Below are 12386 nucleotides of genomic sequence, written 5' to 3' on the forward strand. Positions count from 1 at the left end.
CTGGCATTGGCAAGATCAAGGCTTCAACAGACCGGTAGCCGTGGGCAGCAATCCGCCGCGTCCAGCCGGACTGAGTGAACTGCCGTTACCGATACGACATAAATCCATGGCCAGATCTCCCAAATCATAGGCTTGTGCCGACAAGGTCAGCAGGCTGGCTGCAAAATCAACTTGCGGGCTGCTCAATCTTATCACTCCGTTCACGCCGTCAGGGGCCGCAGCCTGAATAAGATTGCCACTATTGCGGCTAAAACTCAATGGCGGACCACCTATGCGTAGCTGGTTGCCAGTGGCGATGGTGGCATCGACCTGAACATTGACATTGCCACCAGAGGCAGCAGGTGCTGCCGTATTGGCCTGCACAAAGCCGTTTCTGAGGACCAGCGCCGGTGCGGTAATGCTGATATCACCGCCATTACCGGTCTGTAGCCCGTTGACTGAAGTAATCACTTGCGAGCTATCCAGCAATAGCGGGCCACCGCCACGCAGCACGATACTGCCACCATTGCCATCCTGGGCACTGGTGGTAATGGCACTGGAACGGCTCCACAAACGGCTGGCGTAGCTGATCTGGATATCACTGGCTGCGACATTGCCGCTGGCAGATGCGCTGATTTGCGCCTGTTGTAACTGTATGTCGGGCGCATTCACGGCCAGCAAGGTTTTGCTGATGGCACCGGGTTGATCTGGCCTTGCGGCATTGCTGATGGACAGTATGCCCTGATCCATATGCAGGTTTTCTGATGCCGTCAGGTTGATGCTACCGGCGTATCCGCTGGAAGCAGGCCCGGCTTCTGAACTGATGCTGGCATTACTGCTGATATCGATAGTGCCACCACTGACGCTGACTGCACCCGCCTTGCCTTTGGCAAAAGCACTGGATGAAATCTGCGCGGCATTGCGCATGGCAATGCTATTGGCACTCACATTGACGCTGCCAGCATTACCAACCGAGTAGCGGGTATATTCATCCCCCGCATTGGCGCTGCTGAGTATGCCTGTGACGGGTGCAGGCAGATCGCTATCAGCGTTCGGTGTCGCCGATGATTTTCCATCCATATCAAGACTGCCAGCAATAACTTTGACAGCGCCAGCGGAACCGGTGCTGTAACTGATGGTGGCGGAGGAAATCTGCCCGCCATCGGTCAGGCTCAGCTTGCCGCTGACATTCACGTCCACGCTGCCCGCATTGCCCTGTGCCTGGGTGCCGGCGTCACTGTAAATACCGGTGGCCAGGCCCTTGCCATTGATATCGATTGCCGCCGCATCAACCCTGACGGCACCGGCATTGCCGACAAAGCGAGTAGAAGAGGAGATGCGGCCCCCGGCCTCCAGCAATACAGACTGACTGGCCTGTACCTGGATACTGCCGCCGTTACCGACACCTATGGTCTCGGCACGCACGCCGGATTCACCACCGCTAATGCTCAGGTTCTTGCCAATGATGCTGATATTGCCGCTATTGCCTCTGGTGTAGGTGGTGGATGAAATTCTGCCACCATCAACGAGCGTCAGTTTGTCGGCAATGCTGACATCAATATTGCCGCCATTGCCCCCCTGAAAACTGGCCAGCATGCGGAAATCACCTGCATCGCTGTAAATACCGGCACTCAGACCCTGGCCATCAATACCCAGACTATTCGACTGAAACTTGATGGTGCCTGCATTGCCCTTATCAAATGCAGAGGTGGAAACACCACCCTCAGCCAGCATGGTGGCAGCACCACGTACATTCACATCGACATTGCCGGCATTGCCCTTGCCACCAGAGATACTGTTAATGCCGGTTGACAGGCCATCACCATTGATCAGCAATTCACCCGCGCTGACTTTGACATCACCACCCTGCCCGGTGGTATAGGTGGCAGATGAAATCTGCGCGCTGCTCAAGATAGTCAATTTGCCGCTGGCCGATACATCGACCCTGCCAGCATTGCCGCTGCCAGCATTCACATTATTGGCAGTCGAGACTATGCCAGTATCGGGGCCGTTTGCTTCGCTGCCATCCAGCATGATCTCATTTGCGCTGACGATGACCGTACCGGCATTGCCCTTCGCATTGCTGGAAGAAGAAATCAGGCCGCCATTCAGTACCGCCAGCTTACCTTTGATATGGATGTCCAGATTGCCGGCATTGCCACCAAAATCATTCGCCTGGCTGTAGATGCCACCGACCTGGCCCTGGCCATCCAGTACGGCGCTATCGGCGTCAACACGGATAGCACCGGCATTGCCATTGGTAAAAGTCGATGAAGATATGCGTGCACCGCCCAGAATGTTGAGTTGCCCTCTGGCCGATACCTGTATGTCGCCCGACCTGGCGATGCCATCTTTCGCGTTGCTGAACACGCCGGTGTCCTGCCTTGCGCCCCCGGCATCAATGACGATATCGCCGGCCTGTATGCGTATCTGTCCACCATCAATAAAACCACTGCCGGGGCTGTTGATGCTGCCGCCATTGACAATAGCAAGCCGTCCATTCATACCTGTCACATCGGCAGTTGCAAGTGACACATCCAGTTTGCTGCTACCCACGGCAGCGACCCGGATATTGCCACCCGGTGCCTGCAAGCTGGCATTGTCGATGCTGACATCACCAGCGACCAGGCTGATTGCCTGCTGCGACCGGGTTGACAATGTGGCGCCATCCCGCAGTTCCAGCGTAGCGCGGGTGCTGCCTAGAAATCCGAAAGCCTCGGGTGCTGCTGCTGAAAGAGTGCTGGCGCGCGTGGCATCAACATAAAAATTACCATCAGAAAATTTCAGATAATTGGCGGTACTGATGTGCAGACCCGCCGGCACATCCAGTGCCGCGCCCGCACCAAAAACCACACCTGCCGGATTAATGAAATAAAAATTAGGCTGACTGCCTGTGGCCGCTGTCAATTGCAACAAACCATTGATCTGCGACGCCGTACCACCAGTGATACGGGCGATGACATTCTGCAAGGCAGTCGTGGTCGTGAAATTGGCTGATTCACCACTGTCTATGCTGAAGCTGCGAAAACTGTGAAATAAATTCGCGCCTTTGGTCGTACCCAGGTTTTGTGGAATCACAAAATTGCCGGATAAATTTTGTACCGGGCCTACCGTACCATCGGTGACAGCACCAGCTCTTGCCAGCAAAGGCGTCGTGCCGAAGGCAAACAACAGACTAACGCGGATGACTGTGCGCATGGCACGCATGGACTGTTTGCGATGTTTCTGCCTTACAGGAAAATGTAGCAGGGTCACGTTCATAACCAGCTCCCGACCATGATAAATGGTGCCCAGTAAAAAGGATGACTGTAGTTGTCGTTTTTCAGCAATTCCAGTTGGGCTTTTTGCAGGGCCTGTGCCTTGCTGTTGGCGGGGGTGGAAAGATTACGATAAAACTGCACCATCAGGGCGCTGGCAGCGTCATCAGACACCGGCCACAGCGAACCGAGTGCACTTTTGGCATGCGCCTTCAAGGCTGCGCCGCTCAGGCCCAGCGGAGCCCTGTCATCGCCCTCTGCCGTTTCGCAGGCGGACAGGGTCAGCAGTTCCAGACCACGACTGTTTTTTTCACCTGCACGCAGCAATTGCTGCAAGCCGTTCATGGTGATGAGGTCATCATGCGCCATCAGGAAGCTGTTGTCTGCCGTGCCACCGAATACGCCATGCGAGGCAATATGCACGATCTGGAAATCGCCGGTTTTCATTTTTCCGGCGAAGGCAGACACGGTAAAACCACCGTTCAGCAAGGTCTGGCCGGGATTGAGTTTTTCCAGCATGCGTATTTCTTCATCAACACCGTTAAGCAAGAGCATTTGCTGCAATTGCCGGTGCCGCTGCTGTTTCTCAGTAACAGACATAGTAGCGCTGCCGTCAGCGCCAGATTTGCCTGCTGGCAGGCGACGCATGCTGCGGGTGAAACTGCCACGGCTGATCTGCCGGCCAGTGGTTGCTGTGCTAGCAGTTTGCGGACCGGCGGCCAGCAACTGCTCTACCATCACGGCAGGTAGTTTATCAACGACGGCACCGGGTTCACTCATACCGGCCAGCAGGGTTTTCAGATTTGAACCTTGTTGTTCGCGCGCAGTGGTATTTGTGAGTGTCAGTGCCGGGACGATGGCTATCGCATATTTTTCTATGGCAAAGCGCTGGCCGTCATGCAGGGCAGCAAATGGCAACAGACGCAAGACACCGTCAGGGATAATCACCAGGGTTTCAATTTTCTCTTGTTGCAGCAGACTGTCTACCGGTGCCAGCAGCATATCGTACAGGCGTTTTGCTTGCGGTTTGAAGGACAGGTTATCGCGAATGTTGCTGCCAAATTCAATCACATCGGCACGTAAGCTGTCTGCGGAAACCGCAATACTGCGGTGCTGCATGCCATTTGCAGTTTCCAGCAGCAATTCCATGCGGTTTGGCAAGATCACCGGATAGATAATGGCCGTGCCAGGCGCGAGTGTGGATGAACGGCGATTGGCGCGTGCGCTTTCAACCGCACAACGGTCACCCAGATAATCTTGCAGCTCGGTCTGCTTGATGAGTTCAAGAACATTGCGGGCACGTCGCAATTGCTGGTCTTTGTTAGCGGCATTCAGTTGATCTGCGCCCTGCAACAGCATATCTGCCAGCCCCAGGTAAACCGGCTCCAGCGTTTCACGGAATGAGGATTTTCCATCCTGGTATTCAACCGGGATATCGGTGCGTATGGCTTCAATATGATCAAGTGCCCGCTGGTAGGCAGCGATTGCCATATCAGTCTGCCCACGCTGGCGCAAAATGCGGCCACGACGCCATTCGACAGCAATCAGCAAATCATGGGCTTCCATTGTCTGTGCCACCAACACGGCCTGATCACTGAGGGCCAGTGCATCGTCCTGGCGATGGGCATCTTCATACATTTGCGCGAGTTGATCCAGCGCTTCCAGCAAGAGACGGCTTTCCTGCACGGCCTGCGCCAACTGGCGCGCATAGTCGAATGCCTGATACGCCAGTGCATGGCCAGCCGGCCCGGCAGCTTTTGCCTGTGCCCCAAGGTTGATGGCAAAGCGTATTCTTGCCTGCGGCTTGCTGACTGCCGGCAAACGCTGCCAGTATGCATTCAGGCTACTGATGCGATCCGTGGTGCCGAGTTTGTCGCCATCCAGTTTCAGTCGATTTAAACCACTGCTGATGGCAATGCCGGCATCGCTTCCAGCCAGGGTCATGGCAACATCATAAGATGCGCGCGCGGCATCTGCATTACCGCGGCTTTGCTGCCAGTTGCCAAGGGCAATGGCATGGGCGGCCTTGTCCACTGCGGTATCGGCATGTTCATAGGCAAAGTGCAGATAAGGTTCTGCCAGTGGGGCCTGTTGCAACTGTACATAGCTGGCAGCAATCGCTGCGGCCAGCCTTACTTTATCAGCCTGTACACTGGTGGCGCTGTATTGCGCCAGCAAGGGATGCAATACCTGGATGTAATTGCCACGTTCGCATAAATCCAGTTTGTTATTCAGTGTTTCCGTTTGGGCATGGGCGAAAGGAAAAATAAAATTGAACGACGCCAGGCATGCGATCAATATTTTGCGGACACATTGCATATGGTTGAAGGTGTGCATGATTCGTCTGCTTAAAACACGTGGTAAGTCATTTGAAAATGCACACCGTGGTCTTGCAGATTACCGCTGCCGGCATTGGGCAAACTTTTGAGCTTGCGGGCGACAAACACCTCGGCACTCCATTTATTCCATTGCCAGTTCATGCCCATGCCCAGTGAAGCAAGCTTTTGTGTGGCCTCATCCTGGTTGTTTGCGATGGCCATATCGACGAAGCTGATCAGGTTTATTTTTTGTCCCTCAAGTGCGGCAAAGCTGAGCGGATAATGAAATTCTGCGTTCAACAAAAAAGCACGGTCACGCACCAGTGCATTTTCACGGTAGCCACGCACGGTGGCGGCACCGCCCAGTGAAAATCGTTCCAGCGGCAACAAACGATCCGGGGTTTGTTGCACAAAAGCGCGTACGACGATCTGCCTGCCATCCTGCGCCATGTTGTTGACATATTGCAGTTGCCCGGTCCAGATGCGGTAACTGGCATCCGGCACGCCAGCACCACTAGCTTCACCAGCGCCACTTGCACTCTGGTCTATATTATTACGGCCAAAAGCGAAGACACTGCGCACAGCCAACGCCTGGGTTTCTGCCCGTTCTGTCCATTCCTGCGAAAAACGCCAGACCCTGATGCGCGAGTGCCCGTCCGGTTCGCCCGGCGTAAATGAAAAGGCTTCGCCCAGCAGGCTGGTACGGCTTTCGCGCTGCGCGTAGCTGAAACCCAGTTCAATTTTTCTTTGTGGTGACGATTGCAGTGTCTGCATCAGCCCTGCCTCACCACCCGAACTGCGGCTTTTGATAACGATGGCAGCCAGCGATTCACCAATGACGGATGAAGTGCCCTGATCGGCACTCAGCTTCAGGCTGGTGCCACGGCTATTCAGCGGCATGGTCCAGCCCAGATGCACAGGGTCAGCCCCTTCGCTATGACTGATGCTGGCATCCAGCATGTCACCACGCCCGGTCAGATTGCGTATCCAGCCTGCACTGCCCAGCACTTGGGACCCGATAGACGGTGCCCGGTAATTATTCAAAAACACCGTCATGCCATAGGCTGGGGCGCGCTGTACATCGATGTCCAGTATGGCGGTACCCGGCACATCGCCAGGGATAAGCCGGCTATTGATTTTTTCAAACAAGGGATCAGTCAGCAATAACTGGAATCTTTGCTGCAAGACCGGCATATTGAATACTTCTGGCGCCTGCACCAGTCTCTGTTCCAGATACTGTGTTTGCAGCCTGCCCTGGCCTTTGATGTTGACCTGGCTGATACGCCCTTCTATCAGGCGTATTGGGACCAGTCCATCGGGAAATGCATCCTGCCCATCAGCCACCACCAGCACGGCGCCAGAGTTCAGGTAACCCAGGGCGATATATTTACGGGTAATGCTGATGCGCAGCTCTTCCAGTTCGGCCAGCGTGACACGACGCCCGGCATATGCTTGCGCCATGCGCTGCAAGTCTTCTGTAGTGAGAACGGTATTGCCGCTGAACCGGAATTCTTTCACCAGCACATCGGCGGCGCTGGTCTGCACCGGTGGCAGTACAAAGACCTGGTCCGGCGTTGCGCTGGCCACGCCCGGCACACCACAGGCAAGACTGATACAGCCTGCCCATGCAGAAAAACAAAGCTTGAAACGCCTTTGACTCATTACATAATTCAGCATGAATGATGGCCGCCATGTTTCCTGTTGGTGCTTGCTGCGGTCTGACGCTGAATAGTGAATGACATAAAATATACGCTGATGGATAAACGGGGCAATTCCAAAGAGACTGCAAAACGCCAATCGGGCATAATAAAAGGCTTGCCAAATGATTACAATCAACTCAGGCGTTTGATTACATTTGGACACATATTAAACAGTCCAGCAACGCAGGATATGGCCTGGAAACCACAGAAAAATGCATATCGGAAATTGTCATGGCAGAACGACCATGGCAGTGTACTGGTTTAAAGAAAATTGTACCGGTACGGCAGTGGTCTGTACCGGTAGTATGACCCTGTCGGACTCAGATCACTCAAATCACTCAGGAAACACAGAATGCAAGATCAACTACCGGGCTATCGCCCCATGCAAAGCTATCAGGGCAGTTGTCACTGCGGTGCCGTACGTTTTGAAATAGAGACCGATTTCCCCGAACTGACGATGTGTGACTGCTCTATATGCAGGCGCAAGAATGCCCTTATGGTCAAGGTGCATGAAAGTCGTTTCAAACTGCTGGCTGGCGCAGAATCACTGAACGACTACCAGTTTCACAGTCATACGGCGCATCATTATTTTTGCAAGACTTGCGGTATTTATCCTTTTCATCGCAAGCGCGTCACGCCGGACAATTTTGGCATCAATGTGTATTGCCTGGAAAATTTTGATCCTACGGGTATTCCGGTACGGCAGGCGACTGGTGCGGCCATGCCATAAGGCAGGACTTTTATTCATATTTCAGGATTTTAACCATGCAAACCCAGACCCTGCTTGCCTTTACCGCCATCGCCAGCCTTGCTGTACTTAGCCCCGGCCCGGCCATTTTATTGTCTTTGAAAAACGGCGCGAGTTATGGAGCACGTGCTGTCATGTGGTCGGCATTTGGGAATGTGTGCGGCATTTTTTGCCTGTCTACGACAGCCTTCCTGGGTATGGGTGCCTTGCTGAATTCCTCAGCGCTGCTGTTTTCCGCAGTCAAGATTATCGGTGCGCTATACCTGTTTTATATCGGTATTAAACAACTGTTTGGAAAAAGCAATGCATTCACGCATGAGGTAAAGGATGTGTCGTCAGCCACTACACCACGCCCGCGCAAATTATTTTTAGAAGCTTTTCTGACAGCAGCCACTAACCCAAAGGCACTGATGTTTTTTACGGCCTTGTTCCCGCATTTCATTACACCGGGCGAAGCACTGGCACCACAGTTCTTTGCGTTGATGGCCATATTCATGAGCCTGTCTTACCTGACCCACCTGATGTATGCTCAATTGGCCGCACGCGCCATGCACGTCCTGGTCAAACCACGTTTTGCCAAATGGATTAACCGTGTTGTTGGTGCTGCCTTTATTTCATTCGGGGAGATGTTGCTGAATTTGCGAAGGCAGACTGCCTGATGGTCGCCTGATGGTCGCCTAATGGTCGCCTGTTGGGGACAGGCTTAGGCAGGCTGACTATTCAGGCCAGCAGATTTTTTTCCATGAAGATACTCAGGGGATCTTCTTCATAATCACCAAAAGCAGCCCGTTCGGCATAACCAAGACGAAAATACAGGCTGATGGCTTCGGGCTGCCTGATGCCGGTTTCCAGCCTGGCGATGCGGATATCATGCGTCAGCAAATGATCTTCCAGCGCCCGCATGATCAGTTTCGACAAGCCTTTGCCGCGAAACTCATCAGTGACAAACACGCGTTTGATTTCGCCATAGTTTAACTGGGCATCGACATCAAACAGTATCTTGACAGCGCCACAGGCGGCCAGTTGTCCATCGATATGGCAGCCGAAAAACGTCACATTATCTTGCGCCAGCGCGGTAAGGCTTTCGAGGTGATTGCTTTCGGCTGGATAGAGCGCAGCCATGTACACATCAGACAGGGCTATCAGCCTGCCTGCTGCGTCAGAAGCCGGGTCCAGTTTTTCTATGTTCATTTTCCATCTATGTTTGTTTAAGGTCCTATGCAGCTTTTTGCTGTACACCGATGCTGATTATTTTTTTCAGCTCCGGCACGCAAGACCCGCAATTGGTGCCGCATTTCAGCTTACTCTGCAATGCTGTCAATACGTCGGCTGGCAAACCATCCATGCCAGTCAGTGCTGCATTGATTGCTGTATCGGTCACGTTCAGGCAGCTACAAATTACTTTGCCGCGTGCGGCAAAACCTTGTGGTGCCGTGGTGCTTGGCATCAGCAACAAACGCCCCAGTCTGGCAACGGGTTCCTGCGCTTGCAGGAAATCCTTGAGCCAGCTTTCAGCACTGACATCGCCAGCTAGCGCCACGGCAGCCAGACCACCGTCTTTCACCAGGATATGACGCGACACACTGCGACGCCTGTCGTCATAGCGCAGCACATCGGTGCCATGTATGCCAAACAGTTGTTCAATTTTTTCCAGCACCTCAGTTGCCACGGCTTCTTCATTCGCAGCACGGAAGATGACACCGACTTTGTCGCGGCCAAACGGTGTGCATGAGGCATAGGCAAATTCACGCATATAAGGTCGCAAGGCAGTCTGCACTCGATACGCTTCTTCGCTATCCAGCCAGGCAAATACCACGAAGCGCCAGGGCAGTTCTGCCTTCAGTATCTTGACAGCAGCCGCTTTCAGTTCCGGCTGTTTGGAACTGGGGTCGATTGCTGGCGAAGTCAGGGCATTCACGCCATAGCTGGCATTCTGTGCATGGCCACGACCGGATACATATTCTTCACCCCAGTGCATGGCGATGAAGACCTGGCCGGCGCGCTGCTCATCACTTTCAACGATGGGTAAAATCACTGTGCCACGGCGGCTGCTGACGTGTACCAGATCACCTGGCTTCAGGAAGCGCCTTTGCATGTCTGTCGCGTCCATGCTGATGCCAGGTTCGGCCACATGGGCAAACAGTTGCGCCACGGTGCCGGTACGGCTCATACCATGCCATTGATCACGCAGGCGACCGGTATTCAATGAGAACGGATAGCGGGCATCCACCGCATCCTTGACCGGCTGATACACGGCATTGACGAAATGGGCGCGACCACTGGCTGTAGGGAAGATGCCATCTTCATACAAACGCTGCTTGCCTGTGCTGGCACCAGCCGGATAAGGCCATTGCTGTGGCCCCTGCTGTTCCAGTATGGCGTACGACAGACCGGTGATGTCGAGATCACGACCACGGGTACTGTCACGGTGTTCATTCCACACCTGTTCATCACTGTCGTACGCAAAGTTGACCGCTGACTTGCCCAGCAAAGGTGCCAGAGTTTGCGCAAACTGACTGGCAATTTGCCAGTCATGCCTGGCTTCACCTGGTGCGGGTATGACGGGGCGTACACGCGAGATACGGCGTTCTGAATTGGTGACGGTGCCGGTTTTCTCGGCCCAGGTGCTGGCAGGCAAAAGAATGTCAGCATACGGCACGGTGGCCGTACTGGCATAGGCTTCCTGCACGATAACCAGCTCGGCTTTTTGCAAGGCTTCGCGTATCAGGTTTTGTTCAGGCATGGATTGCGCTGGATTGGTACAGACTATCCAGATAATCTTGATGTCCCCCTGCCTGACTGCTTCAAACATTTCCACTGCTGTCTTGCCTGGTGCAGCCGGTACATCATCAACACCCCAGTAAGCGGCTATTTCTGCGCGATGTTCAGCATTGCTTAGATCACGGTGACCAGACATCAGGTTGGCCATGCCACCGACTTCACGCCCGCCCATGGCATTTGGCTGCCCGGTCAGGGAAAACGGTCCGGCACCTGGTTTGCCGATTTGATGGGTAGCCAGATGCAGATTGATCAGGGCAGCATTTTTTGCAGTGCCCGCTGAAGATTGATTCAGTCCCTGGCAATACAGGGACAGGCTGGCTTTGGATTGACCAAACCAGCGTGCTGCCTGCACCAGATCGGCTTCCTTGATGCCACAGGTCTTGGCTACGGCTGCTGGGGTATAGTCACGTACTGTTTGCTTGAGTTCGGCAAAGCCTTCGGTATGCGCCTGGATATAATCAACATCGATCAGATCTTCCCACAGACACAGATGCAGCATGCCGTTAAACAGGGCCACGTCAGTGCCCGGCAAAATCGGCAGGAACAAGTCTGCATCGCGCGCGGTATCAGTACGGCGCGGGTCAGCGACAATCACTTTCAATGCTGGATTCTTTTCCCTGGCCTGTTCCAGTCGACGATACAAGATAGGATGGGCATACGCTGTATTCGAGCCCACGATGAAAATCACTTCGGCCAGGTCTATATCTTCATAACAGGCAGGCGGTGCATCGGCACCCAGTGTCTGCTTGTAACCAGCCACAGCGCTGGACATGCACAGGCGCGAATTGCTGTCGATATTATTGGTGCCTATCAGGCCCTTGGCGAGTTTGTTGAAGACGTAATAATCTTCAGTCAGCAACTGACCGGAAATATAAAATGCAACGCTGTCGGGGCCATGCGCCTTGATGCTGTCGGCAAACTTGCCGGCAATGGTGGCAATGACGGTATCCCAGTCACTGCGCTGGCGTGACTGATCCCGCCCCGCAGATGGCGCACGCATTTCGGGATACAGTGCCCTGACCTGTTGCTGTATTCGGGCATCTGCCGACAGATGCAGGGTACTGCCCTTGCTGCACAGGCGGCCAAAATTGGCTGGGTGATCCGGGTCACCACGTACGCCCACAACCTGCCCGCCTTCGCTTTCAATTACTACACCGCAACCAACGCCGCAATAACAACAGGTAGATTTGGTTTCAGTCATACATGCCTTTAAGTGCTCGCTGCATCACAAAAACATGGGATGCAGCGCATTGTTCCTAAGCCTCTATTGCAAGTGTACGCAATTCATTCGCATCCAGATACACCTGATCTGCATCCACTTTCAGACTGAATTTTTGCGTGCAGCCTTCATCGGGTGCAATGGCGCAGCCCGTAGGCAATTCAATATTCCAGTTGTGCAGCGGGCAAGCCACTTTTTCACCAAAGACTATGCCTTGCGACAGGGGCCCGCCCTTGTGCGGACACTTGTCCAGCAAAGCAAACACCTTGTTTTCACTATTCCTGAAAATAGCCACATCCGGTTTGGTGGCACGGGCCACTACCCGCGCACCCAGTACGGGGATATCTTCAACACGACAAATTACTTGCCAATCCTGACTCATGT

8 protein-coding genes are annotated in these 12386 nt (G+C 53.9%); 2 read left to right on the plus strand and 6 right to left on the minus strand.

Annotated elements, in window-relative coordinates; genetic code table 11:
• Window positions 1-15: 15 nt before the first annotated feature.
• Genes ACO0LK_RS11765 through ACO0LK_RS11775 form a run of 3 tightly spaced genes read right to left on the minus strand, consistent with a single transcriptional unit; the run spans window position 16 to window position 7216 of the window.
• Window positions 16-3240, minus strand: a complete 3225-nt coding sequence (locus ACO0LK_RS11765; protein WP_422975231.1) for a beta strand repeat-containing protein — start codon at window positions 3238-3240, stop codon at window positions 16-18.
• Complete coding sequence (locus ACO0LK_RS11770) at window positions 3237-5573, minus strand: CHAT domain-containing protein (protein WP_422975233.1); 2337 nt, start codon at window positions 5571-5573, stop codon at window positions 3237-3239. Before ACO0LK_RS11770 ends, ACO0LK_RS11765 begins: the two co-directional genes overlap by 4 nt.
• An 11-nt stretch (window positions 5574-5584) precedes the next feature.
• The gene (locus tag ACO0LK_RS11775; protein ID WP_422975235.1) at window positions 5585-7216 is read right to left on the minus strand and encodes a ShlB/FhaC/HecB family hemolysin secretion/activation protein; all 1632 of its coding nucleotides are present in this window, start codon (window positions 7214-7216) and stop codon (window positions 5585-5587) included.
• 390 nt (window positions 7217-7606) lie between these two features.
• Here ACO0LK_RS11775 and ACO0LK_RS11780 point away from each other — a divergent pair, with 390 nt between their 5' ends.
• Together ACO0LK_RS11780 and ACO0LK_RS11785 are read left to right on the plus strand one after the other, a co-directional pair.
• Window positions 7607-7984: a GFA family protein gene (locus ACO0LK_RS11780; RefSeq protein ID WP_422975237.1), complete on the plus strand. Its 378-nt coding sequence runs from the start codon at window positions 7607-7609 to the stop codon at window positions 7982-7984.
• Between the two features lie 35 nt (window positions 7985-8019).
• Window positions 8020-8661: a LysE family translocator gene (locus tag ACO0LK_RS11785; RefSeq protein WP_422975239.1), complete on the plus strand. Its 642-nt coding sequence runs from the start codon at window positions 8020-8022 to the stop codon at window positions 8659-8661.
• A gap of 61 nt (window positions 8662-8722) precedes the next feature.
• On the opposite strand, the gene ACO0LK_RS11790 is transcribed toward ACO0LK_RS11785, so the two are convergent.
• Genes ACO0LK_RS11790 through nirD form a run of 3 tightly spaced genes read right to left on the minus strand, consistent with a single transcriptional unit; the run spans window position 8723 to window position 12384 of the window.
• Complete coding sequence (locus ACO0LK_RS11790; protein ID WP_422975241.1) at window positions 8723-9193, minus strand: GNAT family N-acetyltransferase; 471 nt, start codon at window positions 9191-9193, stop codon at window positions 8723-8725.
• 25 nt (window positions 9194-9218) lie between these two features.
• On the minus strand, window positions 9219-11984 hold the full coding sequence (locus ACO0LK_RS11795) for a molybdopterin-dependent oxidoreductase (protein WP_422975243.1): 2766 nt from the start codon (window positions 11982-11984) through the stop codon (window positions 9219-9221).
• 55 nt (window positions 11985-12039) lie between these two features.
• Window positions 12040-12384, minus strand: coding sequence for a nitrite reductase small subunit NirD (nirD, locus tag ACO0LK_RS11800; protein ID WP_422975245.1), 345 nt, complete (start codon window positions 12382-12384; stop codon window positions 12040-12042).
• Between the last annotated feature and the right edge of the window lie 2 nt (window positions 12385-12386).

The organism is Undibacterium sp. Ji49W (assembly GCF_049340205.1).
In the GTDB taxonomy this organism is placed as follows: Bacteria; Pseudomonadota; Gammaproteobacteria; order Burkholderiales; family Burkholderiaceae_D; genus Undibacterium.

What these genes read in the sequence shown, in the direction of transcription:
- ACO0LK_RS11765 (WP_422975231.1), bottom strand. Translation starts at nt 3,240, where the DNA reads ATGAACGTGACCCTGCTACATTTTCCTGTAAGGCAGAAACATCGCAAA.
- ACO0LK_RS11790 (WP_422975241.1), bottom strand. Translation starts at nt 9,193, where the DNA reads ATGAACATAGAAAAACTGGACCCGGCTTCTGACGCAGCAGGCAGGCTG.
- ACO0LK_RS11795 (WP_422975243.1), bottom strand. Translation starts at nt 11,984, where the DNA reads ATGACTGAAACCAAATCTACCTGTTGTTATTGCGGCGTTGGTTGCGGT.
- nirD (WP_422975245.1), bottom strand. Translation starts at nt 12,384, where the DNA reads ATGAGTCAGGATTGGCAAGTAATTTGTCGTGTTGAAGATATCCCCGTA.
- ACO0LK_RS11770 (WP_422975233.1), bottom strand. Translation starts at nt 5,573, where the DNA reads ATGCACACCTTCAACCATATGCAATGTGTCCGCAAAATATTGATCGCA.
- ACO0LK_RS11785 (WP_422975239.1), top strand. Translation starts at nt 8,020, where the DNA reads ATGCAAACCCAGACCCTGCTTGCCTTTACCGCCATCGCCAGCCTTGCT.
- ACO0LK_RS11780 (WP_422975237.1), top strand. Translation starts at nt 7,607, where the DNA reads ATGCAAGATCAACTACCGGGCTATCGCCCCATGCAAAGCTATCAGGGC.
- ACO0LK_RS11775 (WP_422975235.1), bottom strand. Translation starts at nt 7,216, where the DNA reads ATGAGTCAAAGGCGTTTCAAGCTTTGTTTTTCTGCATGGGCAGGCTGT.